Source organism: Candidatus Viridilinea mediisalina (genome assembly GCF_002532535.1).
Lineage (GTDB): Bacteria > Chloroflexota > Chloroflexia > Chloroflexales > Chloroflexaceae > Viridilinea > Viridilinea mediisalina.
The window spans coordinates 1-26,370 of the sequence record NZ_NQWI01000065.1; the positions used below are offsets into that span (position 1 = coordinate 1).

At 58.5% G+C, this 26,370-nt stretch carries 18 protein-coding genes and 1 pseudogene; 15 read left to right on the forward strand and 4 right to left on the reverse strand.

Annotated features, from left to right (window positions below; genetic code table 11):
• Nucleotides 1-96: 96 nt before the first annotated feature.
• Nucleotides 97-1,578: a glycogen synthase GlgA gene (gene glgA, locus CJ255_RS13645; protein ID WP_245863400.1), complete on the reverse strand. Its 1,482-nt coding sequence runs from the start codon at nt 1,576-1,578 to the stop codon at nt 97-99.
• A 400-nt stretch (nt 1,579-1,978) separates the two neighbouring features.
• Here glgA and CJ255_RS13650 point away from each other — a divergent pair, with 400 nt between their 5' ends.
• Together CJ255_RS13650 and CJ255_RS24440 are read left to right on the forward strand one after the other, a co-directional pair.
• A complete protein-coding gene (locus tag CJ255_RS13650; protein ID WP_245863403.1) occupies nt 1,979-4,246 on the forward strand; it encodes a winged helix-turn-helix domain-containing protein in 2,268 nt (755 codons plus the stop codon).
• A complete protein-coding gene (locus CJ255_RS24440) occupies nt 4,164-5,462 on the forward strand; it encodes an AfsR/SARP family transcriptional regulator (RefSeq protein ID WP_245863407.1) in 1,299 nt (432 codons plus the stop codon). The genes CJ255_RS13650 and CJ255_RS24440 overlap by 83 nt, the downstream gene beginning before the upstream one ends.
• Nucleotides 5,463-5,476: 14 nt before the next feature.
• Here the strand turns inward: CJ255_RS24440 and CJ255_RS13655 are convergent, their stop codons facing one another.
• Nucleotides 5,477-5,701 carry a hypothetical protein gene (locus tag CJ255_RS13655; RefSeq protein ID WP_097644658.1) on the reverse strand — a complete coding sequence of 75 codons (225 nt, stop codon included), beginning with the start codon at nt 5,699-5,701 and terminating at the stop codon, nt 5,477-5,479.
• Nucleotides 5,702-6,001: 300 nt separating this feature from the next.
• Entirely contained in the window at nt 6,002-9,436 is a 3,435-nt protein-coding gene (locus tag CJ255_RS13660; RefSeq protein WP_097644659.1) for a choice-of-anchor D domain-containing protein, read from the reverse strand.
• A 1,113-nt stretch (nt 9,437-10,549) separates the two neighbouring features.
• On the opposite strand from CJ255_RS13660, the gene mfd reads away from it, so the two are divergent.
• Nucleotides 10,550-14,350 (forward strand): transcription-repair coupling factor, encoded by a 3,801-nt coding sequence (gene mfd / locus CJ255_RS13670; RefSeq protein ID WP_097644660.1) that lies wholly within the window; start codon nt 10,550-10,552, stop codon nt 14,348-14,350.
• Between the two features lie 190 nt (nt 14,351-14,540).
• On the opposite strand, the gene CJ255_RS13675 is transcribed toward mfd, so the two are convergent.
• On the reverse strand, nt 14,541-15,914 hold the full coding sequence (locus tag CJ255_RS13675) for a two-component system sensor histidine kinase NtrB (RefSeq protein ID WP_097644661.1): 1,374 nt from the start codon (nt 15,912-15,914) through the stop codon (nt 14,541-14,543).
• Between the two features lie 463 nt (nt 15,915-16,377).
• Here CJ255_RS13675 and CJ255_RS13685 point away from each other — a divergent pair, with 463 nt between their 5' ends.
• The 12 genes and pseudogenes from CJ255_RS13685 to CJ255_RS13735 all read left to right on the forward strand — a co-directional run.
• A complete protein-coding gene (locus CJ255_RS13685; RefSeq protein WP_097644663.1) occupies nt 16,378-16,971 on the forward strand; it encodes a Pvc16 family protein in 594 nt (197 codons plus the stop codon).
• A 280-nt stretch (nt 16,972-17,251) separates the two neighbouring features.
• Complete coding sequence (locus CJ255_RS13690) at nt 17,252-18,367, forward strand: hypothetical protein (protein WP_097644664.1); 1,116 nt, start codon at nt 17,252-17,254, stop codon at nt 18,365-18,367.
• A 22-nt stretch (nt 18,368-18,389) separates the two neighbouring features.
• Complete coding sequence (locus tag CJ255_RS13695; protein WP_097644665.1) at nt 18,390-19,217, forward strand: ATP-binding protein; 828 nt, start codon at nt 18,390-18,392, stop codon at nt 19,215-19,217.
• Between the two features lie 66 nt (nt 19,218-19,283).
• On the forward strand, nt 19,284-20,231 hold the full coding sequence (locus tag CJ255_RS13700) for a hypothetical protein (protein WP_097644666.1): 948 nt from the start codon (nt 19,284-19,286) through the stop codon (nt 20,229-20,231).
• 159 nt (nt 20,232-20,390) lie between these two features.
• A complete protein-coding gene (locus tag CJ255_RS13705; RefSeq protein WP_165774713.1) occupies nt 20,391-21,239 on the forward strand; it encodes a Pvc16 family protein in 849 nt (282 codons plus the stop codon).
• Between the two features lie 21 nt (nt 21,240-21,260).
• Entirely contained in the window at nt 21,261-22,817 is a 1,557-nt protein-coding gene (locus CJ255_RS13710) for a phage tail sheath family protein (protein ID WP_097644668.1), read from the forward strand.
• 88 nt (nt 22,818-22,905) lie between these two features.
• Nucleotides 22,906-23,352 carry a phage tail protein gene (locus CJ255_RS13715; protein ID WP_097644669.1) on the forward strand — a complete coding sequence of 149 codons (447 nt, stop codon included), beginning with the start codon at nt 22,906-22,908 and terminating at the stop codon, nt 23,350-23,352.
• A gap of 101 nt (nt 23,353-23,453) precedes the next feature.
• Nucleotides 23,454-23,921, forward strand: coding sequence for a phage tail protein (locus CJ255_RS13720; protein WP_097644670.1), 468 nt, complete (start codon nt 23,454-23,456; stop codon nt 23,919-23,921).
• A 75-nt stretch (nt 23,922-23,996) separates the two neighbouring features.
• Entirely contained in the window at nt 23,997-24,350 is a 354-nt protein-coding gene (locus CJ255_RS13725; RefSeq protein ID WP_097644671.1) for a hypothetical protein, read from the forward strand.
• 136 nt (nt 24,351-24,486) lie between these two features.
• The gene (locus CJ255_RS23595; protein WP_165774714.1) at nt 24,487-24,636 is read left to right on the forward strand and encodes a hypothetical protein; all 150 of its coding nucleotides are present in this window, start codon (nt 24,487-24,489) and stop codon (nt 24,634-24,636) included.
• On the forward strand, nt 24,633-25,064 hold the full coding sequence (locus tag CJ255_RS13730; RefSeq protein ID WP_097644672.1) for a phage tail protein: 432 nt from the start codon (nt 24,633-24,635) through the stop codon (nt 25,062-25,064). The genes CJ255_RS23595 and CJ255_RS13730 overlap by 4 nt, the downstream gene beginning before the upstream one ends.
• Before the next feature lie 58 nt (nt 25,065-25,122).
• Nucleotides 25,123-26,370: pseudogene (locus CJ255_RS13735) on the forward strand (hypothetical protein); the annotation flags it as partial.

The window sequence follows — 26,370 nt, forward strand, 5'->3', positions numbered from 1 at the left end:
CTGTCTGAAAAGCTAGTGGGCACGCGTTGGAGTGCCGGCGTTAGCCGGCTGAAGCCGGCACTCCAACGCCAGTTCATAGACTTTTCAGCCAGCCACTCACCCCAACGAGCGCTTGTTGCTCAAGGCGCGCTGGTAAACGTGGAGATAGGCTTCGGCTTGGGTGGCCCATGAGAAGTCTTGGGCCATGGCTCTGCTGATCAGTTTACGCATGTGTTGAGGCCGGTCGTAGTAGGTACTCACGGCCCAACCAACCACATCATAGACGGCACGCTGGGTCGCTTGCCAGAACTTGAAGCCAGTGCCGTCGCCTGTGGCTTCATCGTACTGCTGCACGGTATCATCGAGGCCGCCGGTGGCGCGCACAATCGGCAGGGTGCCATACTTGAGCGCGTAGATCTGGTTGAGGCCACAGGGTTCAAAGTGGGAGGGCATGAGGAAGAAGTCGGCACCTGCGACGATCCAGTGGGCCAATGCTTCGTTATAGCCGATGTAGCTCCCGATGCGCCCCGGGTAGCGCCCTGGTAAGGGGCCAAAGTACCACTCTAGCCCCTTTTCGCCCGCGCCGAGCAGCGCAAACTGGACGCGCATGTCGCTGACGATGGCCTCAATGGAACCTGCCAGCAGATCAAGCCCCTTCTGATCAACAAAGCGGCTGACAACGCCAATCAGGGGCATATCGCGCGTTACTTCAAGTTGCATGCGCTTTTGTAGGGCTGCCTTGACGCGCCCCTTGCCCGCCATGCGCCGTGGCCCGAAATGGTGGGGGAGGTGGGGGTCGAGCGCCGGATTCCACTGAGTATAATCCACTCCGTTGACAATCCCAAGGTAATCTTCGCCGCGCCGTGCGAGATAGGGCGCAAAACCGTTGGAACCCATGGGGGTGCGCGTCTCGCGGGCGTAGGTCGGACTCACGGTGGTTACAAGATCGGCATAGTAGATGCCGCCCTTAAGCATGTTGATGCCACCAAATTCTTCAAACTTATCGCTGGTAAAATTGCCCCACTGCAAGCCGAGGTAGTCGTAATCGTCGGCATGGTAGCGCCCTTGGTGGGCCAGATTGTGAATTGTCAAGATACTCGCCGCATTACCGAGGTAGGCATCGTCCCAATGCCAAATTTTCAAATAGGCGGGGGCCAGCGCGGTCTGCCAATCGTGGGCATGGACAATATCGGGACTAAAGCCCATATCGCGGCAGAGCTGTAGAGCGGCGCGGCTAAAGAAACCAAAGCGCCGCACATTATCTTGATAGTCGTAGAATTCGGGATCATGGTAGAGTCCAGGGCGCCCAAAGTAGTGGTCGTGTTCAATGAAATAGACTGGCAGACCGTCATAGTCGGCGTGCTGAACCGCGCACCATTCTTGACTATTGCCCATCCAAACACCCAAGGGGCTCAGGAAGGGTTGAAGTTTGAAGCGTAGCCCATCAATTGCGGCATAGCGCGGTACGATGACGACCACCTCATGGCCAGCCTGATGGAGCGCCTTTGCGAGGCCGCCTACCACATCGGCCAACCCACCAACCTTCACAAACGGATAGCACTCCGACGCAATCAGTGCAATTTTGAGCCGAGTGATCACAAGGAGACTCCCCACTAAGCGTGTAGTTTAAGCCCACGGAAGGGTAAGGGTAAGGAGGTAGAAACGAGGAAATAGGAAATAGGTTTTTCTACAATCTGCAATGGGGTCACCACATATGCCCGCTAGAGTATAGCATGTGCTGGTTGCGCTTGTCGAAGTGGCAGGCTGCTACGACCGCCCGTCGTAGACATAATTCAACAAATGGCCCAATTCACACATGGTTTTATGTCGGAGTCGTGGCTGTATGTGCTACAATAATGAACAGCGGTGGCACGCGCTGATCGGCTTATGCCGATTATACCCGTTTCGCTCTTGCATGAACGCCTTGGCGCTATAAGAGGCGCACCAACTGGGACATGAGCAGCCTGTGTGTAGCGCCGAGGCTGCGTGGAGAGAACCTATGATGCAGGTGGTTTCACCACGACCGCCAACCGCTGCTGGTTTGGCCCTTCTGCCGCTCAAGTTAGTCTCCCCTGCACCACGCAGTGAAACGCTGTTGCGTCCCGATCTGCAAGCCCTCCTTGCTGAAGTGCGTCTACGCCCGGCGACGCTCGTGGTAGCCCCAGCAGGGTATGGCAAGACGACGCTCATGATTCAGTGGGTCGCTGATCTTGAACGCACCGGGGCCACGGTTGCATGGGTGAGCCTTGATGCGGACGATAGCGCCCCAGCGATGCTGTTGGCCTATCTGGTACGTGCCTTTCAGCGTCAACGGCCTGAAGTGGGCGAAGAGGCGTGGCGGATTTTGCACTCGGCGGCCCAGCTTGAGCGCGATTGGCCCTTGGTGGCCGGGGCCTTGATGAGTGACCTACAAACTGCGCTGGTTCAGCCAACGTTTCTCTGTATTGATGATTACCATCAGATTGCTGATGGGCCCATCACGGGGGCGCTGCTGACCTATATGTTGCGTGCGGCCCCCCCGAACCTGCATATTGTTGTTGCGTCGCGTCGCCCACTTGATCTGACTCCGCTCCACCGCATGCGTGCGGAAGGGTTGCTGTTGGAGGTGCAACGCAACGATCTCTCGCTGACCCGTGATGAGGCGGCGACGCTGTTGCGCCGGGCCAGGGTTGAATTGAATGCGGAAGACCTTGATCTGCTATTGCAGCATACCGAAGGCTGGGTGCTGAGTGTACAGCTTGCCGCTCGCGCCCTCGCGCAACAGCAACCCGAACAGCGCCGGGCTTACTTGCAGAGCATCTATAGTAGCCAGCGCAGCATCTTCGACTATCTAGCCTCCGAAGTCTTGGATGGGCTGTCGCGTGAACTGCTTGATGTCTTGGCCCAAACTGCTCTAGCTGATCAATTTGATGCCGAATTGCTCAGTGAGGTGCTTGGTTGTGCTGATTCCCAGGAATTGATTGATCGCATCCTGCAATTGGGCTTACCGATCTCGCAGGTCGAAACGGGCGATGCTGAGGTGCGTGCCTATCGCTTCCATCCCCTCTGGGGGCGCTTGCTGCACGAACGGGCCGAGCAGCACTTGGGGCGTACCCGCTTGGCACAGTTGCATCTGCGTTATGGTGCGGCCTTTGAGCGCCGCAGCATGCTTGAAGCAGCAATGAATCACTATACGGCGGCGGGCAACGATGAGGCGCTGGCTGGTGCTTTGCGTCGCCGCGCTTGGCCACTGATTGATACGCCGCAACGGGCGACGATTCGCGCATGGCTCGAACGGCTGCCCGAACACTATCGCCTCAATGATCCTGAGTTGCTGCACATGTGGGGCTGGAGTATGGCCGCTTCGGCCCGCGACCAGGCGCTCAATGCGATTAGCAAGGCGGCCAAGCTCTATCGGGAGCAGAGTAACCACCAGCGCGAGATGCGCGCCTTGAGCGATCTTGCGGCACTGGTCTTCTGGGAGGATTGCCCCGCTGAATTTGCCGACGTCTGCGTTCGGGCGGTCTATGCAGCCAACCATGTGCGCGATGCCTGGGCCCGTGGGGCGGCGCTCGCCTCTGCTGCTGCGCTGCTCTACAACCGTGGACGCTATGCCGCTGCACTACGGGTGGCCAACCATGCCAGTGCCCATCCGCGCAGCCCCTTCTGGCAATGGATGCTGGCCATGATTGTTGCGGCGATCCATAGCCAGCAAGGTTACCCCGAAGCCGCCGCCACCGCTGTGGCCCAAGCGCTTGAGATGCCCCAAGTGGAGCGCGATGATCGCCTGCATCAGAATTTGCTGCTCCTGAATGCGCTGGCGCTCTACCAGCAGGGTCGGCTCAATGATGCAGTGGCGATGGCGCTGCATGCCCATCGGCGGCTGAGTGCCTACTCGCAAGAGAGCGTAATTGGAGTGAGCGCAGCCTTCCTCGCGCTGCTATTGGTCGAGCAGGGGCGCTTTGAAGAGGCGCCTACCTACATCGCACGGGCGCGACGGGCCGCGAATGCGAGTGGTGCCGCTACGCTCTTGGCGCGCATTCAGGTGATTGATGCCTATAGTAATCTGCGGAGCGACCAAGGGAGTAGTGCAGTGGCCGCGCTCGATTTGGTGCGCTTGACCCGTGTGGTTGGTGGCGATGCCGATCCGCGTGGTACCACCCCCGGACCCCCCCCCCCCTGTCTTGGGCACGCACGACCTCTGGTTGCAACTCTACCTGTTGGTTGCCTTGGGCGAAGGCGGCGAACCCGACCGGGCTGCGGCGTTGGCCGAGGAGCTTACGGCTGAGATGGAGCGCCGTGGCGATGGGCTCTTCTTGGCGGCAGCGCAGATCTACCGCGCAGCCTTGGCCACCCGCCGTGGCGATGAAGCCTTGCGTCAACAGGCGCTGCGTCTGGGTTGGGATCTCTGTGAGCGGCATAGCTTCGGTTTTTTGCCCGCACTCCCCCAAGCGGTCGTTGAACATGCGGTTGCCGCCGCCCTTGAACTTGGCCTTGCGCCCCTCTCGGTTGGCCAGGTGTTACGCCAACAACTGATCGATGTTGCCCCCGATCTGCTGCTCGATCTGCTCAAGCGCACCCAAGCGTCGGGCATTCGCGCCCGGATTGCGCACCTGCTGGGAGATACCGGCTCGGCCAAAGCCTTTCCAACCTTGCGCAGCATGACGAGGGAACGCCACGCTGGTATTCGCAGTGCGGCTGAAAGCGCCATGGAGCGCTTGGTCTACCGCCCAGCCTACCGGCTGAAGGTGCGTACCCTTGGCTGTTTTCATGTCTACCGTGGCGATGTTGAAGTGCGCGACCGCGATTGGCGCAGCATCAAGGCGCGCCAATTGCTCCAGTTGCTTCTGATCGAACGGGGGCGCATGCTGCCCCGTGATCGCATTATGGATATGCTCTGGCCAGGGTTGGAGTCCGATTCGGCTTCCAATAACCTGCGCGTTACCCTCAGCCGCCTGACTAAAGCGATTGAGCCGGGACGACCTGAAGGTGCGCCAACCTACTACATTATGCAACAGGGTGACACCTATGGCTTCAATGTCGAGAGCGATCATGGCTATGATGCCCACGATTTTACGGTCGCGGTAGACAATGGGCGCATTGCGCTCTACAAAGGCCATGCCGAGCAAGCCATGAGCGCCTTTCGCCACGCCCTCGACATCTATGGCGGCACCTTCCTGCCCGATTGCCTCTACGAAGATTGGTCGGTGGTTGAACGCGAACGGCTAGGGCTGCTCTTTACTGAAGCTTCTTTGCGCTTAGGCAACCTGCTGATCGAGAATGATCAAACCCACGATGCGATTGGCTTGGCCTGGCGCGTCTTGGAGCATGATCAAGCCCAAGAGGAAGCCTACCAGTTGCTCATGCGCGCCTATGGCAGCTTAGGTGAACGTAGCACCGCCCTGCGCCTCTACAACCGCTGTCTCGCAGCGCTTGATCAAGAGTTGGGGGTTGACCCGCTGCCTGAGACGGTTGCGTTGTACGAGCGCATTCGTAGCGGCTAGGCGCTGTTGCTCTATCATGGCGATTGGGCTGGAGGCTGCTGGTCTAGTTCGAGGACAAACTCAGAAGGCGGCCCCAGATGAGCGCTGATAAAGGCAACTGCTTGGGCTAGTTCATCAATCTGCTGCTCGCTGCCACTGGCAATGTGCTGAATACGACCACGCCACCGCTCAGGTGTGAGGGCCTCGTCTCCGGGGACGACAATACGCAGGAGAAAGGACTCAACCCTACGAGCGCACATAGTAACCTCTTCACCGTGGTAATGCTTTCGTTGAGTACCACCATACGACAGCAGAGTAACCACGGTATTACCAATGGTTTGTTCGTGTCGTGGTGGCTTCGACAGGCTCAGCCACCGCGACACGAACATTTTTGTTAGCGCGAAAAAGTCCTGGGCCGCGCCGCTTGGCTTCGACAGGCTGGTTTCGACAGGCTCAACCACCGAGCCAGCGGCGCGGTGGCTGAACTTGTCGAAGCCACCGCTAGGCCACCTACCAACCCAAGGCTTTTTCGCGCTAACACATTTTTTTGGTGGGAGGCTTCAGCGGATGATCAAAGGCACAAAGATCTCGTACCCTTGCCTTGGCATAGCAATGCGCAAGGGACGATGCTGGGCGGCTACAATGCCCTGGGCGCCTTCGAGGGTAATGACGAGATCACGCACGGCAATGAGGCTCAGTTGGTTGAGCCTGACTTCGATGCGCTGCTGCGTTTCGCCTGCTGCAAGATTGATGGGTGCCATCGTGACAATCAGGTCGCCCTCGTCTGGTTGGCGCTCGCCAGTGATGCTGTAGTACGCCATGAGGTGCCCTTCACTGCCACCGCTCCGCACCACATCAAAGTTGAGCGTGATCCAACGCGGGTCACTGCTGATACTCGCATTGCCGAGGTTGAGTACCCCTGGCTGTAGGGCACGTAGGGTACTGCTCAACACAACGTTGCGTGGGCCTTCCGGTTCGTCGCTCATAATGGTAATCAGCCCTTGGTAGTTGCCGGGTTGGTTGCTACTGAGGCTCACGGTAATGGTGCAGGTGGCTGCTACGTCCAACTGAGCGGGCAGAGGGCCACATGCACCCGTATCTAGCTCGAAGGCTGCACCTTCCAACTCAATATCCGTCAGCAGAATGGGTACAAGCCCCACATTGCTGATCACCAGGGTTTGGCTCAAGTCTGCCGTCTGATCACTGCGCGCCACAAAGTCCAGCACATGCGGTTCCACCTGGAGGCTCATCGTAGGCGTCGTCGTGCCTACCCCACTGAGTTCCACGAGGCTGGGGCTGTCGGGCGCATTGGTGCTGATCTGCAAGAGCGCACGCTGACTGCCCGTCATAGTCGGGCTAAAGCGCAGATCGAGGGTACAGTCACTCCCCACTTCCAAGGTTGCAGGCAAGGCAGCCTCAGCAGGGCAACTGCCCCCCGTGCGCTCAAAGGCAGTGTGATCCAAGCGTAGCGCATCGATGCGGAGGGGCAATTCACCCGAACTGCTCAACCGCAAGGTCTGGGTCAAGCTTTGTTGATCCAACTCCTGCCCACCAAAATGGATCGCGGAAGGGGCTAGGGTGAGAGCTGATGCCAGACCGAGCCCACTGAGGGGCACACGGTAGGGGCCGTCGGGTATATCACTCATCACACGCAAGCTGCCCTCATGCGCCCCGCCGCTGCGTGGCCTGAAGCGTAGCCAGAGATCGCAACGTGCCAACGGTTCTAGTTGGGCTGGCAAAAAATCTGGACAACTGCCGCCCACGCGCTCAAAGTCACCATCAAGCTGTAGCTCCTCAATGGTCAAGGGGGCGCTACCTGGATTACGCAGCATCAGCACTTGGGCTGGGCTCGACGTTCCCACCCGTTGAGAGCCAAACGCAAGCCGCAAGGGCGCAAAACCCAGAGCCGGGGCACTGCCGCCGCCAAACAGCATCACAGCATCGGGCGGAAGCAGGGCGTTACTGTTGAGACTGAGGAGACCACGGGTGCGCGTAGCCGTGCTAGGCGCAAAACGTAGCTCAAGGCTGCACTGTTGGCCCGCAGCGAGGTTGGCCGGGAAGCTCGTGGGGCATGTGCCACCAGTGCGAACAAAGTCGCCCTCGATTACGATTTCAGTCAGTTCTAGGGGGGCCGTGCCTGAACTGGTGAGCATAAGCTGTTGCGGCTGACTCTGGGTGCCCACCTGTTGCAGGCCAAAACTGAGGATGTCGGGACTGAAGCTGGCCGCTGCGATCTGGCCGGTTCCACGGAGTGCAACCGTCACGGGGTTGTCTACACTATTGCTCGTGAGCAGTAACTCACCTTGGTGTCTGCCCTCACGCGTAGGGCTAAAGACAATGCCTAAGCTGCACTGCGCGTCCCGCTCTAGGCTAAAGGGCAGTTGACTAGGGCAACTCCCGCCGTGTCGTGAAAAGGTAGCAGGGAAGCTGAGATCACTCACTATCAGCGGCATCCATCCATCGTTCCGCAACGTCACCAGTTGCGCGGCACTCCTACTGCCCACCGCTTGCCCGCCAAAATCCAAACTGGAGGGTTCCAAGTTGGCGAGGGCAATCGTGCCATAGCGCCGCCACTCGGCTTCGCGCACCGCCGCCCGCGCATTGACAATCCCGGCCCCACAGATGTCCAAACAGCTACTGCCCAACGGGAATGGCGTCGCGGTCTGTTGCAAGATCTCCATGATCTCAGCAGTACGCAAATTTGGGTTGACTGAAAGCATTAAACTGACCACCCCTGCCACATGGGGTGCTGCCATACTAGTGCCCTGATAGGCGCCATAGCTATCGCTCGTTGGCACAGTGCGCCCGCTGTTGATGGTCGAAGCGATCAGTGTATCAACCGAACGATCGCCACCAGGAGCGGCAAGGGCTACGAAGTTGCCATAGTTACTATAACGCGCCCGCCAGCCAGTACGCGCTACAGCAGCCACGGTAATCGTACCGGCACAATTGGCTGGCTGGAAATTGTTCGCAGAGGTGTTTTCATTCCCCGCAGCGGCTACCACCACCGCACCACGGCGGTTGGCTTCATGAATCGCCTCCTGCAAAAAGCGGTTGCACCTCCCGCCCCCACCGAGGCTCATGTTGATCACACGCGCTGGATTGGGATTCAAGGGTAGACCATGGACGTTTACCCCTACCGCCCAGCGCACCCCATCGGCAATATCTGAAATATAGCCGCCACACTTGCCGAGGACACGCACATGCAGCAGCGGCGAACGTTGGTTGATCCCAGCAATGCCGATGCCATTATTGGCTGTTGCGCCAATGATCCCCGCAACATGCGCCCCATGCCAAGAGCTGTTACTCACTGCACAACCCGCCAGCGGCTGACCTGATTGCGTCTCCTCCGATGTCACAAAATCGCCCAGATCGCTTGGATCGGGATCGCGCCCACTGCCATCACCCGAACGCGCCGGATCGCTGATCAGATCGTAGCCCGGGTTGCTGGCCAAGTGGCGTCCGACCAGATCTTCGTGGGTCAGCAGCGCCCCCGTATCCACAATGGCAATGACGATAGATGGATCACCCTTGGTAACCTCCCACGCCCCCGCAAGCTCAATCCCGTAGCTCTCAGCTTCGACTGCCCAGAGCGGCCAACCAGCGCTGGCATAGAGCGGATCGTTCGGCTCAAAGGCGGGAAAGAGCAGCGTATCGGGTTCTGCCAGCAAAACCTCTGGTATCTCACGTAGGCGCTGTGCCAGCAGTTCAACTTCATCGTGAGGCCGTAGTTCATGCAACCCAAAGATGTGCGTATCCTCACTGAACGCCCGAATATAACTCAAATCAACCCCGGCCACCGCAGCCAGCGCCCCCGCCAACTGTGCCCCCCCGCCAGCATCCTCATGCCATTGCACAATCAAGCGATCGGTTACGCCATGCGCCACAGGTGTCTGCTCTGCCGGAGCGCCCTGCGCGGTCATGCTATGGAGCAACAACAAGGTAAATAAGCTCAACAGGAGCAGTGGTCGGAGTTGGTAGCGTATGGTTTGCATAATGCACCTTAGGGAGAACAGAGGGGCAGAGGGGCAGAGGAACAGAGGAACAGAAGGGCAGAGGAACAGAAGAACAGAAGAACAGAAGGGCAGAAGAACGGAGGAACAGAAGGGCAGAAGGGCAGAAGAACGGAGGAACAGAAGGGCAGAGGAACAGAAGAACAGAAGAACAGAAGGGCAGAAGAACGGAGGAACAGAAGGGCAGAGGAACAGAAGAACAGACTAGTTTAGGTATTGGTAGAGTTCCTCATTTGGTTAGAATAAAGTAAGGTTTCAGAAATACGCTTTCAGATCTACCGTCGTAGTGCCGACGTTAGTCGGCTCCCATCGCTGCCAAAGACCTCAGCCGACTAACGTCGGCACTACCGGCGGCGTAAACGGTAAAGTGGCTTGAGAAGCTGTCTGAAAAGCTAGTAGGCACGCGTTGGAGTGCCGGCTTTAGCCGGCTGAAGCCGGCACTCCAACGCCAGTTCATAGACTTTTCAGACAGCCTCTGAAACCATCCCAAATGAGCGAATGGTACATGGACTATCACAACATCCTACCACTATTAGCTAGGTGTGGTAGGATGTAATGCCGTTGCAGATTGTTGATTGCAGATTGTAGATTGTAGATTGTAGATTGTAGATTGTTGCGTTCCTTTTTACCGTTGGAGTGCCGACGTTAGTCGGCATCCGGGGGGTGTCGGCGACCTCAGCCGACTAAGGGAAGCGGATGTTGTTGATTGCCCCGTTGCGTTGCCACCCTGAGAGTCCGTAGGTAGTGCCGACGTTAGTCGGCTTCCCATCGCTGCCAAAGACCTCAGCCGACTAACGTCGGCACTACGATGACCGCTCATGGACTATTCAGCATGACAGGCTGCTGGGGTAATTAAAAATTTCTGCTTCCCTAACGTCGGCACTCCGTCGGAAGCCAAACGGTAAAGTATCCTGAAACCATCCCTTGGAAGCAAACCCTGTTCCTCTGTTCTCTGTTCTCTGTTCCTCTGTTCTCTGTTCTCTGTTCTCTGTTCTCTGTTCCTCTGTTCTCTGTTCTCTGTTCTCTGTTCTCTGTTCTCTGTTCCTCTGTTCTCTGTTCTCTGTTCCTCTGTTCCCCTGTTCTCCACTCCCCCCCATGCCAACCCTCTCCCAAATCACTGCGGCGCTTGCCGCTCATCCGGATCTAACTGATCTCGCGGCAACGTTGGGCTGTGCGGCTGGGCGTTGGCGCGTTGCGCCGCTCCCTGCTGCTGCCCGCCCGCCCATTGTGGCCGCGTTGGCCCAGTTGCTCGACGCACCGCTGCTCTACCTCTTGCCTAGCCCTGATGCTGCGCTGCGCGTGGCTGAGGATCTGGGCCAGTGGTGTGACGCAGAGCGCATTCTGCTCTATCCCGCTGCCGATGCGCTGCCCTATGAGCATATGTCGCCCGGCAATCAGGTGCTTGCTGCGCGCCTGCGTGTGCTCCATGCCCTGCATACGCTTGAGGCTGCGCCGAAACCCATTATTGTCGCCCCGGTAAAGGCGTTGCTGCAGCCTACCCTCACGCCCGCCGAGTTGGCTGAGGCAACCTTGCGCCTGCAACGGGGCCAGCAACTCAACCAAGATGCCCTGCTACGTGCCCTGGTGACGCTGGGCTACCGCAGTCATCCTACGGTTGAACAGCAGGGCGAGTTTGTGCGCCGTGGCGATATTGTTGATCTCTGGCCGCTCGCCGCCGAGTTGCCGTTGCGCCTTGAGTTCTTCGGCGATGAACTTGATAACCTGCGCTGCTTCGATCCCGAGACCCAACGTAGCGCGGCCCGCCTCGCAAGCGCACTGATCGGCCCACCCCACGAAATTCCGCTCTGGAAGCGTGAAACTGCCCTTGCGCGCCTCGCTGAACTCGATTGCAGCGCGTTGCGCCCCGAAGCCCTGGCCGAATGGCAAGAGAATATCGCCCGCATTGAACATGGCCTACGCTTTGAGGGCCGCGCCTTCTATGCCCCCTTCTTCCGTGCAGGCTCTGGCGCAACCCTACTCGCACATCTGCCCGCTAACGCCACCGTGCTGCTCTCTGAAGTTCAGTTTCTTGTCCAGCACGCCACTGCGCTCCACGACCACGCTGCCGACCAGCGTGCCCGCCAGATTGAGGCGGGCGAATTGCCTGCGGCCTTTCCGCGCCCCTACTTCCTCTGGGAAGAGGCCATGCCGCCCGCCACCCAACCAGCCTGTACCCTCGTAGATCTGAGCAACAATGCGCCCACGACGATGCTTGAAGATGGCTTTCGCCCCCTGAGTTTGGGCGAGCTCCAATTTATGCCGCCCGAACTCTTTGGGGGCCAATTCCGCCGCCTCGTCGAAGCCATTGTCACCCGCAGCACCAACGGCCAACATGTTGTCGCCGTGACCAACCAAGCCGCCCGCCTCCAAGAGTTGGTGGAACAGGCGTTGTCGGAGCGGGGATTAGAAGGTAGGAAGCAGGAAGTAGTAAGTAGAACTGATGCCTCGCGGGGGTTAGAAGGTAGGAAGCAGGAAGTAGTAAGTAGAACTGATGCCTCGCGGGGGTTAGAAGGTAGGAAGCAGGAAGTAGTAAGTAGAACTGATGCCTCCACATCTCGCGTCTCGCCTCACGCCTCACGCATCACGCATCACGCCTCACGCCTCACACATCCCTTCCAAGTCCATCACGCCACCATTGATGGCGGCTGGGAGTTGCCTGCGCTCAACCTTGTGCTCTACAGCGATGTTGAGATCTTCGGCTTGCGTCAGCGGCGACCCTTGGGCCAACGGCGCAAGCGTAGCGGCGAGGATCGCTCCGCCTTCCTGCGCGGGCTCAAAGTGGGCGACTATGTTGTCCATATCGAACACGGGATTGCCCGTTACAACGGCCTGATTCGGCGTACCGTTGGCGAAATTGAGCGCGAGTACCTTGTGCTGGCCTATGCGGCCAGCGATAAAATCTATGTTCCCGTAGACCAAGTTGACCGCGTGACGCGCTATATTGGTTCGGGTGATGGCGAGCCGACGCTTACCCGTTTGGGCACTCAGGACTGGGAGCGGGCCAAGCGCAAGGCCCGTGCCGCCGTAGAAGATATGGCTGAAGAGTTGCTCAAGCTCTACGCCCAGCGTCAACTCAAGCATGGACACGCCTTTGGCCCCGATGGCGAATGGCAGCATGAGTTGGAGGCTGCGTTTCCCTTCATTGAAACCGACGACCAACTGCGGGCGGTGGGTGATGTCAAAGCCGATATGGAGCAGCACATCCCGATGGATCGGCTCATCTGCGGCGATGTGGGCTTCGGCAAGACCGAAGTGGCTTTGCGGGCTGCCTTCAAAGCGGTGCAAGACGGCAAACAGGTTGCGGTGCTTGTGCCCACCACCGTATTGGCCCAACAACACTACGACACCTTCACCAAACGCTTGGCCGCCTTTCCGCTCAGAGTGCAGATGCTCTCGCGCTTCCGCTCAACCAAAGAGCAGGACGAGATCATTCGCGCTTTAGCTAAAGGGCAGGTGGATATTTTGATTGGCACCCACCGCTTACTCTCACGCGATGTGCAATTCCGCGACCTGGGCCTCGTGATCGTGGACGAAGAGCAGCGCTTTGGCGTGCGCCACAAAGAGCGGCTCAAACAACTGCGTACCGAAGTGGACGTACTCACCCTCACGGCCACGCCGATTCCGCGCACGCTGCATATGGCGATGGCTGGCATCCGCGATCTGAGCGTGATTGACACCCCACCAGAGGATCGCGTGCCAATCAAAACCTACGTGCTACCCTACAGTGATCAACTGATCCGCGAAGCGATTGAGCGCGAAATCGAACGCGAAGGCCAAGTCTACTTTGTACACAACCGTGTTCACAGCATCTACCACATTGCCAACCGGCTGCGCGGCCTCATTCCCGAAGCACGCATCGCCGTCGGCCATGGCCAAATGGCCGACAGCGAACTCGAACGGGTCATGCTCGCCTTCTTCGAGGGCCGTTACGACGTTCTGGTCTCGACGACCATCATTGAGAGTGGCCTAGATGTGCCCAACGCCAACACCATCATCATTGACGACGCGACCCACTATGGTCTTGCGCAACTCTACCAACTACGCGGGCGGGTGGGGCGCAGTTCCAACCGTGCGTATGCCTACCTGCTCTACAAACAAGACAAACCCATGACCCCGGAGGCCCAAGCGCGGCTCGAAGCCATCCAAGAGGCCACCGAACTGGGCGCAGGCTTTCGTGTTGCCATGCGCGACCTTGAAATTCGGGGCACCGGCAACCTGCTCGGCTCCGAGCAGAGCGGCCACATTGCCGCGATTGGCTTTGACCTCTACACCCGCCTGCTCGAACAGGCAGTGGGCCAACTGAAGCAGCAGGTAGACGCGCAGCGGAACACCGCCAAGGCGATCCAGCGCGAAGCACCAGCGCAACCAGCCAACGCAGAACTGCCAGAGCCAACCAAACCGTCCGGTCGCAGTGGTACCAAAGGCAGCGCCAAGCTCATCCTGAACGAAAAAATCCTCGTCAGCCCGCTCGTCACCCTCGACCTACCCCTGACCGCCTACCTACCCACGAGCTACATCAGCGACGACCAAGTGCGTCTTGCGGTCTACCAACGCATGGTTGAAGCGCAGACAAGCGCGGAAGTGCGGGCTCTCCGCAACGAGATCGAAGACCGTTTCGGACCACCGCCAGCCGAAGCGCTACACCTGCTCATTTGGCTACAGATCAAAGCCCTCGCCCTACAAGCGGGCGTCAGTTCAATCGTCGCCACCAACAACGAGTTCACCATCCGGCTACCCGTGCTAAGCGAAAGCACCCGCGAGCGGCTGCGGCGGAACTACCGGCGCGATAGCGCGATCAAAATTGGCCCCCAATTCCTCCGGCTCGACCGCTACCACCTTGGTGAGCGTTGGATCGAAAAGTTGATCAGCATCTTGGAGGTACTGAAGAGTTCGTAGGGGCAGTAATACCATTTACGATTGTAGATTGTAGATTGCAGATTGCAGATTGCCGAACATGGCCATAGGTAGTGCCGACGTTAGTCGGCTGAGGTCGTAGGTTGCCATTCGCGTCTTCGCGTCTTCGCATCTTCGCGTCTTCGCGTCTTCGCGTCTTCGCGTCTTCGCGTCTTCGCGTCTTCGCGTCTTCCTAGCTGCTATCTGGATGAACCGGCAGCCAAACATCGAAGGTCGTGCCCTCACCGGGGGTGCTGGTAACGCGCATGGCCCCACGGTATTCTGCGACAATACCGTGGACAGCGACGAGCCCCAAGCCGCGCCCGCGCAGGCGAGTGCTGAAGAAGGGCTTGAAGAGTTGCTGCATATGTTCAGGCGCGATGCCGCAGCCCGTATCGCTCACCGTGATCTGCACAAAATGGCCGGGTGTAGCGTGAGCGCCCAAGATCAGCGGCTGAAGCTCGGCTTGACTAAGCTGACCATGGGCGGTTGTGAGCGTAATGGTACCAAGGCCATTATCGAGCGCTTCGGCTGCATTGAAGAGCAGATTGAGGATAACTTGACGTGCTTGGGTTGGATTGAGGTTGATTAAAGGCAGGTCTTTCGCCAGATACACATAGATCTGACACTGGTAGCGCCGTAGTTTATGCATAAGTTCACTGATCGTTAAACTCACATCATTGAGGTTGATCAGCGCACTGGTAAATTTTTCGCGGCGGGTATAGGTCAGAATTTGGCTGGTAAGCTGAGCGGCTTGGTTGACAGCGGCACAGATCTGCACCAAATGCTCTTGGGTAAGATCGAATGTTTCGTCCTCCATACTCATCAGCGCGAGATCAGCATTACCCTGGATCCGGGTAAGCAGATTATTGAAATCATGGGCCAGATTGCGCACCAGCAGGCCAAGGCTCTCGATGCGCTGGAGTTCTTGTAGTTCATGATGCTCGATCAAGGCAAGAACACGCTGGTTGGCGGCTGCCTCTTGCTGCAACGGAGCGAGCATGGTCTCCAGTTCTACCTTAGGCAGATGGGCGCGCCGCTCGACGCTGCGGTAGAGCTGTTCGTTATTGGTGGGATCGTTGGGCTGGCTGGGCGGAAGGGAGGTAAGCACAAGTAGCGCGGCTACGGCACCACTGCCATCACGCAAGGGCAAGAGCTCTTGATCGAGCATGTGTACTGGAGCACCACTTGATCGCTGAGCATCTTGATCGCTCCAGCGCAGCGGCACTCTCATCTGAGCGATGTTGCCAGCCAGCGCTTGGGCATACGTAGTGGCATACGCATTGGTGCGTACCTGAGCATCATTGAGCAGATTGAAGCTACCAACGCCATGGTTCACATCTGGTAGCCCAAAGAGCGCACGGTGGCGCTCATTCATCCAGATCAGCGTACCCGCTTGATTATAGAGTTGAGCAGCAAGGGCCGAATGGGCAAACACCATTGTTGTTTGCGCGATTATCGTTGCTGAGTCAAGCCCACGAGTTCCAGTCTGGGGCGGCTGGATATCTCCTTGCAGGCTCGCCTCCCGGACAGAGTGGACATTGGGATTGGGTGCGAGCTGTGACATTATGTACTCCTAGAACAGAGAACAGAGAACAGAGAACAGAGAACAGAGAACAGAGAACAGAGAACAGAGGGCGTGAGATGCATGAAGTTACATTGGGTTTTATAGATCTTGCCATAGCATACACGAAATGCAATATTTATGCTATCCGTAAGATTACTGAAATTATATGTTAGCGCGAAAAAGTCTTGGGCCGCGACGATGGCTTCGACAGGCTCAGCCACCGCAACAGGCTCAGCCACCGCAACAGGCTCAGCCACCGCAACAGGCTCAGCCACCGCAACAGGCTCAGCCACCGCAACGTTGGCTGAGCCTGTCGAAGCCATCGCGACGCATCCCACGAATCCAAGGTTTTTTCGCGCTAACAAAAAATTTAAAAGGGTAAAAGTTGCACCACCCTAGTTGTCATGGACACAAAGCTTTGCTATACTGTGCTTGTGGCATCTGCCAACCTACAGGTAGATTTATGAACTCACCATTGGCTGCTGCGGCAGTTACTGCTGTTCTCAAGGGACAGGTGAGTAACTGGTTTGCCCAACATACGCTCGGTTCTCTCTTGGGAACTGACGTGTTAGTTACGGCACTGCCACCCGATTTGATTACAACTGGTGCGGACGAGCGTCCCCAGTTGAATATCTTTCTCTATGCGCTTGCGCCCAATACGGCCCTGCGCCGTCCCGCCGATCCTGCGGCAGCGCAGACGTGGTTGCGTAGTGCGTTTGCGCTCGATCTCCACTATCTGTTAAGCGTCTATGGGAGCGGCGAGTTCCAGATGGAGGCGCTGCTTGGTTTTGCCATTCAGGCGTTGCAGCGTGTGCCCCAACTGGATCGTGAAGGTTTACAGGCGGCGCTCTTGGGGGTGGGGGCGACGGGGGCGGAGTTGGGTACGCCGCTCTTGGGTGAGATCGCGGCACTCAAGCTGGTGGATCAGGTGGCGGAGTTGACAATTACGCCACAGTTTTTGGGCATTGAGGCGCTGACGCGCATCTGGTCGGCGTTGCAGGCGCGCTATCGGCCTGCGTTGACCTATAAGGTTTCGACGGTCTTTATTGGGGGGTGACGGGGGAACCATGTTCCCCCACGCCCCCTTGGAATCACGCGGGGGAACATGGTTCCCCCACGCCCCCTTGGAATCACGCGGGGGAACATGGTTCCCCCACACCCCCTTGGGAACACGCGGGGGAACATGGTTCCCCCACGCCCCCTTGGGGACACGCGGGGGAACCATGTTCCCCCACGCCCCCCTTGGGGCCACGCTTTAGGTGAGGGGTTGGGGGAACATGGTTCCCCCAAGAAAAATGTGGGTTTGGGGCGTAGCCCCTAGGAAAAGAAGAAAATCAATGGATGCTCCGCTCGCAGATGAGTGGTCGGCATTGAACCAAGGGTACCTTGCGGGCGAGCTGGAGCGCCTGCATGCCTTGTTGCAGCATAGGGTTGCGGTGGTGAATGATGCGCCGTTGCCTGAGTTGCCCGCTGTGGTTGCGGCGCCTGAGCATGATCCGCCGCCGGCCTTGGTTGCATTGAGTCGGGCCTTTGGTCTCTCATCCTTTGAGCGCGATCTGCTGCTGCTCTGTGCGGCGGTTGAGCTTGATGCCCGCTTTCCCCACCTCTGTGCTGCTGCCCAAGACAATCCAGAGTGTACCTATCCGACGTTGCGTTTGGCCTTGGCTGCCTTGCCAGAGGCCGATTGGCACGCCCTGACGCCGACGGGGGTGTTGCGCCGCTGGGGGTTGATTGAGCTGAATGAAGGACATCTGCTCACGACGCGCCCGCTGCGGGCGAGTGAGCAGGTACTGCACTATCTGATGGGGCAGCGGGCGCTTGATGAGCAACTGCTGCCCTTTGTTGATCCGCTGGCCCCACCTGAGCAGTTGGTTGGTTCGCAGCAGCAGCAGGCGGTGGCGCTGGCGCTGGCGTGGGAACAAGCCGAGGGCTGGCCCTTGCCGCTGGTGCAACTCTGCGGTGAAGCGGTGGAGGATAAGCGCATGGTGGCCGCTTTTGCCGCCGCATGTGTGGGGCTGCGCCTCTTTGTGCTACGGAGCGAAGCTCTGCCTATCAATTGGCGTGAATTGGTGGAGTATTGGAGCCTCTGGTGCCGCGATGCGGCGCTGTTGCGGGCTGCGCTGCTGATTGAGGTGGACGACACGCTGCCGCTGGAGCGTGAGCAGGTGCGGAGCCTGCACTATCTGCTTGAGCAGCGCGGGCCGCCGTTGCTGCTGGCGGTGCGTGAGCGGCGCGTGGTGCAGCGCCACAGCCTCAGCTTTGAGATCGGACGCCCGCTACCCGCCGAGCAGCGCAAGCTCTGGCATGACCTCTTGGCACCCTATGCGGCCCACCTCAATGGCGCGGTAGAGCAGGTGGCTAACCAGTTTAACCTCTCGGAAGGGGCGATCCAGGCGGCTGTGCAGGAATTTGGCCAGCGCTCACATCCGGTAGCGCCCAACGATCTGAGGTAGCACCCTTTGGCATGTCTGTCGCGTGCGTTCGCGGTCGCGCCTTGACGATCTCGCGCAACGGATTGAACCCTTCGCCGCGTGGGACGACCTGGTCTTGAGTGAGGGGCAGCAGCTCGTACTCCAGAGCATGGCGGCGCAAGTGCGCCAGCGGGCCAAGGTCTATGAGCAGTGGGGCTTTGCCAGCAAGGGGCGGCGCGGCTTGGGGCTGAGTGCGCTCTTTGCCGGGCCGAGTGGCACGGGCAAGACGACGGCGGCTGAGGTGTTGGCCGCTACGTTGCAACTCGATCTCTACAAGATCGATCTGAGCGCCATCGTCAATAAGTATGTCGGCGAGACGGAGAAGAACCTGCGGCGCATCTTCGATGCGGCGGAGGCGGGGGGGGCGGTTCTGCTCTTCGATGAGGCGGATGCGCTCTTTGGCAAACGTTCAGAGGTGAAGGATAGCCATGATCGCTACGCCAACATTGAGGTGAGCTACCTGTTGCAGCGCATGGAGGCCTATCTGGGCTTGGCGATCTTGACCACCAACATGAAGCATGCGCTGGATCAAGCCTTTTTGCGCCGCATCCGTTTTGTGGTGCAGTTTCCCTTCCCCGATGTGGCCCAACGACTGGCGCTCTGGCAGCGCGCTTTTCCAAAAGCGACCCCTACGGAGGGGTTGAATTTCCATGCCTTGGCCCAACTCAATACAACGGGCGGCAATATTCGCAATATTGCGCTCAATGCGGCCTTTTTGGCTGCCGATGCTGGTGAGCCGGTTCGCATGCAGCATATCCTGCATGCAACCCGGATCGAGTATGCCAAACAGGAGAAGACCCTGGCGCAGAGCGAGATAGCTGGGTGGGTGTGAGTCCATGTTCAGCAATCTGCAATCGTAAATAGTCATTGGTATTATTGACCAACAAAGGGGTGTGCCATGCCTATGTTGAAGTTGAGGCCCACTATTGCGAAGAGAGTGTTGAGCAAAGGTCCTGCAAAGAAGGGGCCTGGGCTGAAGAGGTTCGTCAAAAACCCTCTGCCCTCGCCACGGATCAACAAGACCGCCTTGCCTAAGGGGAAAGCGCCTGAGGAAGAGACAAAAACAGACCCGAAAACGGATGGTGCAACCGAAAAGGCGGATGCCAAGCAGCCATCCGGTGGATTTTTTGCGAAAGTTGGGGGTTACTTGAAGGATATCGCCTCACACGCGGTTGATAAAGTGCTTGAGAAGGTAGACAAGGGACTTGGTGGTGAAGAGGAGGGGGCCGACCCCAAGACTAAGGGGCAGAGAGTCACGTCCATCTCCAAGAAGGCAATTACGATGTTGGTTGACAAAATAGCATCTTCCGTTAGCAAGAAGGTTGGGACACCTGCAAGTGGCATTATTGCCGATGCTGGTGAGAAGGCCAAAGAGGGGGGATCGAAGGAGGACGCAAAGGGGCCTGAAGAGGACGCAAAGGATTCTGAAGAGGACACGAAGGGGCCTGAAGAGGACGCAAAGGATTCTGAAGGGGACGCCGAAGAAGACCCGGCCAAGGAAGAAGAGACGACGCCGGCAGAGGGACTAGCCAAGAAAGAAGAAACGACACCGGAGGAAGAACCGGCCAAGAAAGAAGCACCGACGCCGAAGGGAAAACTGGCCAAGAAAGAGGAGCCGGCGGCGAAGGAGGACGAGGGCGAGGGTGAGGAGGATGCGAGCATGCCCATGCCTAAGGCGATTGATGGCGATACGGTCAAGCGCTTTCGGACGATGAAGTGGGAAGATCTCGAGAAGACCTATAAGGCGACGATGATCCCTGACGACTCGATCAAGCAGGCGCAGAACTACTTCTCGATCATCAAGGCCCAGATTAACATTATGGATAGTAGTAAGAAGAAGAAATAGCTGTGATGCCTTCCGGCGGGGTTTTGGGGAGGCTTTGCCTCTCCAAAGAACACGCTATTTGCTCCGTGTTGGCGGCGAAGCCGCCAACACGGAGCAACAAACGGGGGATGGGGCGTAGCCCCAGACCCAATGCCAACATCGAGACAGCTTGAGGCATGCATGATGATAGCCGAACTGCACAGTGTTCTACGTCGCTTGGTCTATGAGCGCGGGCAGATTGCGCCTGATGAGGTCGCGCTCACTTTTGAGCGCCCCTCGCGCGTTTGGTACGACACCCTGACGCGGCCTACGCTCAACTTCTTCCTCTATGGGATCGAAGAGAATAGCGATTTTCGCAATGCCCGCGGTCAGGTGACGCGCACAGGCAAGACGGCTACCGTCTCAGGGCCAACCTACCGTATCGATGTCAACTACATGATCTCCGCCTTTTCGACGATTGCGGCGGATGAGCATGCCCTGATTTGGCGCACCCTCGCGCTGCTCTTGCGCCATCCGGCGCTACCGCAGGAGCTCTTGAGTGAGCGGTTACGCGCCTTTGAGTTGAGTATCTTGACACGCTTACCCCGTCTGGATGATGACTTTGATTTTTGGAAAGCCGTGGAGCTTGAACCGCGCCCCTGTTTACGCTACACGGTGGTTTTGCCGCTTGATCCGCATCAGGTTCTTGATGTGCCACTGGTGCTGACGCGCACGACGCGCATGGTGCGCCCGACACCAGAGGATGAAGCGGCGGGCAAGGGGATGCAACGCGGTCATGGGATCGAGCTTGCCGCCAGCCTGCGGATTGGTGGCCAGGTGTTGGATCAGCAGGGGCGACCCGTGGTAGGGGCGCAGCTCACCATCGAGGGGCGCGCGCTCGCGCCCGTCCACACCAATGAAGAGGGCCGTTTTACTTTGGGTCCGCTGCAGCCCGGTCAACTGACGCTCAGGGTAACCCTACCCGATGCCGAAGAGCGACTGGTGCCGCTGATTATACCGTCGGAGCGTTACGATATCGTCATTGATTGACGCTGCTGAAAGGGAACCGCCATGCCGGAGTATCTGTCGCCAGGTATCTACATCGAGGAAGTTAACTCAGGGCCACGTCCGATTGAGTCGGTGGGAACCGCCTGTGCCGCCTTTGTGGGCTTCGCCCCTGCCGGGCCAGTCAATAAGCCCATGCTGGTGACCAACTGGTCGCAGTATGTGAATACATTCGGCAGCCTAGACGAGAGTGGGCGCAAGGTGCCCCACATGCCGGGGGCGTTTCTTTCGCACGCGGTCTTTGGCTATTTCCTCAATGGTGGGGGGCGCTGCTACGTGACGCGCGTGGCTCCGACGAATGGCGCGGCAAAGGGTGAAGAGAAGAGTGCCCAACTGCAGTTGCCGAGCAAATCATCCAAAGCGGTGCCGTCGCTCACCTTTACGCCCAAGGGCACGCCCGCTGCCGATATTACCATTGAGGTGCAGCCGCCCACCGGCGAGGCGCCGCCGGAGGGTTCGTTCACGCTGAACATTAGCATGGGCGAGGTGCGCGAGAGCTACGAGAATGTCAACCTGGGCAAGAAGGGCCGCCCAGTGGTGGATACGGTCAACCAAGGCAGCAAATTGGTGACGGTGGCCGAAGTGGCCGGGCCGGGTTCACTGGCCGACCGTGCCCCTGAAGTGGGCAACTATATCGTCAAAGCCCCCACCCCGGTCGCGCCGCCCAAACTGAAGGCCAACGACCTGATGGGCAGCGTCGTGGAGCGTTCGGGTATTGAGGGCCTCGAGATTGCCGAAGATGTGACCATGGTCTGCTGCCCCGACCTGATGAGCGCCTACCAGTCGGGCATGATTGACCGCACGGGGGTCAAGGCGGTGCAGACGGCCATGATCAACCACTGCGAGCGCATGGCTGATCGCATGGCGATTATTGACCCCTTGCCCGATCTGACGCCGCAAGAGGTAAAGAAGTGGCGCGAGGCGGAGACCAACTACGACTCGATGTTTGCCACGCTCTACTACCCGTGGATCTCGGTGATGGGGCCGGAGGGCCAGCCAATGAGCATGCCGCCCTGCGGCCACATTGCGGGCGTCTGGGCGCGCAGCGACGGCGAGCGCGGCGTACACAAAGCGCCAGCCAACGAGATTGTACGCGGCGCACTCGGCCCGGCCAGCGACATCACCAAAGGCGAGCAGGACACGCTCAACCCGATTGGCGTCAACTGCATCCGCAGCTTCACCGGGCGCGGCATCCGCGTCTGGGGGGCACGCACCCTAAGCAGCGACCCAGCGTGGCGCTACATCAACGTGCGGCGGCTCTTCAACATGGTCGAGAAGTCGATCGAGAACGGCACGCAGTGGATCGTCTTCGAGCCCAACGATCCCGGGCTCTGGTCGCGGGTGCGCCGCGACGTAGGTGCTTACCTCTCGACCGTCTGGCGTTCGGGGGCGCTCTTTGGGGCGACAACCGGCGAGGCCTTTTATGTTAAGTGTGATGCGGAGTTAAACCCGCCCGAAATCCGCGATCAGGGCAAGTTGATCATCGAAGTGGGCATGGCCCCAGTCAAGCCGGCTGAGTTTGTGATCTTCCGCTTCAGCCAGTTCAGTGGTGGTGGTGCATAGATTCTTTGGGGCTACGCCCCACTCCCCTGTCGGGGGGGGCGGGGGCGCAGCCCCAAAGCGCATACATAATAGGAAACGAGGATAGGATATGACGACCGATCCTTTTCGTTCGCAGACCTTCTATCTTGAGATCGAGCCCCACTTTAGTGGTGCCGTCCTTAAAGTGACGGGCTTGAGCTATGAGTTGGAGACGAAGAAGGTACAGCAGGCGATCCCCAGCGGGATGATCATCATCAATCAACTGCCGGGTAAATACAAACCAGGGGTATTGACGATCCACAAGGCGGTAACAGCCAGCAAGGGCTTCTGGGATTGGCGCAAGCAGGTCTTGGAGGTTACCGACATGAGCGAAGTACGTGCCAATGGTTCGATCACCGCCTACGACTACGCCAATGGTGGGGCGACGCTGACGTGGAATATCATCAATGCGTGGCCTTCACGGATCAAGGGGCCGGTGCTGAACATTGCGGCTGATATTGCGATCGAGGAGATTGATCTCTGTTACGAACAGCTCGAGCAGGCTGCGGGGGGGTAGCACATCCGCCTTAGAGCCGCTCTTCGCCACCAGAGTGGCGAAGAGCGTGGTTCTGAAGGAGTAACAGCACCACCGAAAGGTGAAATCTAAGGAGCGTATCTATGGCTACGACCATGTCGGCGCAACGGGAGGAAGATCCCCTACAGGCTCATCGTTGCACGGTTGAATTCGGTAATCAGATCGAGGGGCTGATCATCTCGTTTGATGGCTTAGAGAGTAAGAATGAGATCTGCGAGGCCGACGGAATGGGGTCAGGTGGCGTAGATCGCCCAACCAGTCGAACCCCCGGCGTCTTGAGTGTCGATCCGATCGACATTCAACTCTTCGTCTTGAAGGACGACACCTTTTTTGAGGATTGGTTCGCCGAGATTAATCAGGGTAAGATCACTGAGGGTACGCGCAACGGTGCGATTACCCTGTACGATTCCTTGGATGAAGCGGTGGCCCAATGGGAAATCCAAGGTGCCTGGCCGAGCAAATTGGCCTATACCGATCTTGATTCGCAGTCGAATGATGCGATGAAGGTTACCGTTACATTGGTGTACGAGAGTTTTGAACGATTATCGTAAATCTTATGTTGGAATAGAGTGCGCGAAGGGACTAGGTTTCTTCGCACATTCTACTCAACAAGCGAAGTAGATTTCATGCTCCAGACCGAGTTTGAATTTACACTACCTTGTGGCCTCGTGGATAGCCAAGGCAATCTGCACCGTGTCGGCACGATGCGGCGCGCCACCGCGCTCGATGAACTTGAATCTTTAGAGCATCCCCAAACCCGTAGCCATAACTCCTATATCAGCCTCCTGCTGCTTAGTCGCGTGATTGTACGGCTAGGCAATTTCTCGCAGATTTCACCCGAAATGGTTGGTTCGCTTTTTGCTACCGATTTTCTCTTTTTACAAGACCTCTATTTACAGATCAATAGCCATGAACCCGAACTGGTTGAAACCCGCTGCCCGCAGTGTGGTACGCACTTTATGCTTGATGTGAGGCGTTAGTAGTTCGCTGTTGGGGTTGCGCCCCAAACCCACCTTTTTCTTTCGTGTTGGCGGCTTCGCCGCCAACACGAAAGAAAAAAGTTCTGCGGGGGCGGCAAAGCCGCCCCCGAACCCCCACCGGATGGTGAATTCTACGATGCAAAACCCAACAAAACCCAACCCAACCCCCCAGAACAACGGGATTGACCTCGATCTACTGACCGAAAAGGTACTTCGGCTCCTCTTGGAAGATCTGCGGCGCGAGCAGGCACGGGGGGCGAAAGAGCTACGCGGGAGGTTGCCATGAGCAGCAGTGATGATGATGTCCAGACAGTTCACCGCTTCTATCTACAGATTGACGGCGTTAATCTGGCTGTCTTTCTAGAGATCAATGGTCTGCAAGTCGAGACCGATATTTTTGAGTATGAAGAGGGGGGGAACAATGGCTTTGTGCATAAACTGCCCAGCCAGACGCGGGTGGGCAACCTGACCTGTCGGCGCGGTTTGGCCTCCTCCAATGAACTCTTTACTTGGTACATGAAGGTAGCCAGCGGACAGATTGAACGGCGTAACCTCTCGGTGATCATCTACACCTACGGCGGTGACGAGATGCGCCGCTGGAACTTCTTCTCCGCCTACCCGGTGCGCTGGGTTGGCCCGACGCTCAATGCGAACGCGACCGATTATGCGGTCGAGAGCATTGAGCTTGCCCATGCGGGGATGCAGTTGGGGTAGGTGTGTTTTTATTTTGTAAGGGCGGTTGGGGCACAGCCCCTAAACAAGGAACACGTCCATGGCTCAGCGCAACACCATTCTCAAGCGCCTAGTGCGCCACCGCACGTTTGCCCAGCGCATCTTGTTGCGCCACGGCATAGCTGAGGCTGCGCCAGACGATGTTGCGCCTGACTATCCTTCGATGGAGTACAACTGGGCTTGGTCAGAGGCGCGCCAGGTTGCGCCCCCTTCAAGCGCTCCGGGGCAGCCGTGGGCGACACCCATGCCCCGGCTTGTTACGCCGCAGCATGAAGAGCAAGTACAACCCGAAGGGTTGCCTCATCCCTCTGCTGATGCGCGTGGTACGCCCGATGCTTCCCCCCAAGAATTGCGCGTTGCGCCAGCACCGCAAGACCCAGCCCGCTACGCGGTGCCGCCGCCATACACCGCAGCAACAGCGCAAGCCACTGCCGAGCCCGCGCCGCAGGCGGTAGCGGATGCTCTAGCCCCAGAAGCCCAGGCTGCCGCAGCGCCAGCCAGTGATCCCGCCCCAACCCCACCACGCCAGCCACGCCCTCGTCCGCGCACCCCGGATCAACTGCGCGAGGCATTGCTCGAAATGCGTGAAGCACGGGCGCAGGGCAAATTGAGCAGCGAGGCGCGGCCCAAAGCCCCTGAGCCTCGCCCAGCGGTGAAGCGCCCACGCCAGCCTATGGGCCAGCGTGTGGTGCATCTGCCGGGGTTTAGAGCAGCGGGGGGGCAGGGAATAGGGAATAGGGAACAAAGAACAGAGAACAGAGAACAGGGAACCGAGAACAGAGAACAGGGAACCGAGAACGGGGAACAGGGAACCGAGAACCGAGAACAGGGAACCGAGAACGGGGAACAGGGAACCGAGAACAGAGAACAGAGAACAGGGAACCGAGAACCAGGGGGCGAAAATCCGATAGCCGAGAGCCCGAGAGCCAAAAGCCCGAGATCTGACAGTCCGATAGCCGACAGTCCGATAGCCGACAATCCGATAGCCGAACCCGAAGGAACACCCGCAGACCATGAGACCTTCGCCCCTCTCCCACAACGTGGGAGAGGCGGTGCCCGGTTGGTGAGCCTGTCGAACCAGAGCTTGCCGAAGGGGGTAGGGGGTGAGGGCCATCTTGAGATAGCCGACAGTCCGATAGGCGAAAGCCCAATAGCCGAACATGGCACAACCGAAGAAGCCAGCGCTGCCATCCCCCCCTCTCCCACCACGTGGGAGAGGGGGACGGGGGGTGAGGGCCACCCGGGGATAGCCGAAAATCCGATAGGCGAAAATCCGAGAGCCGAACCC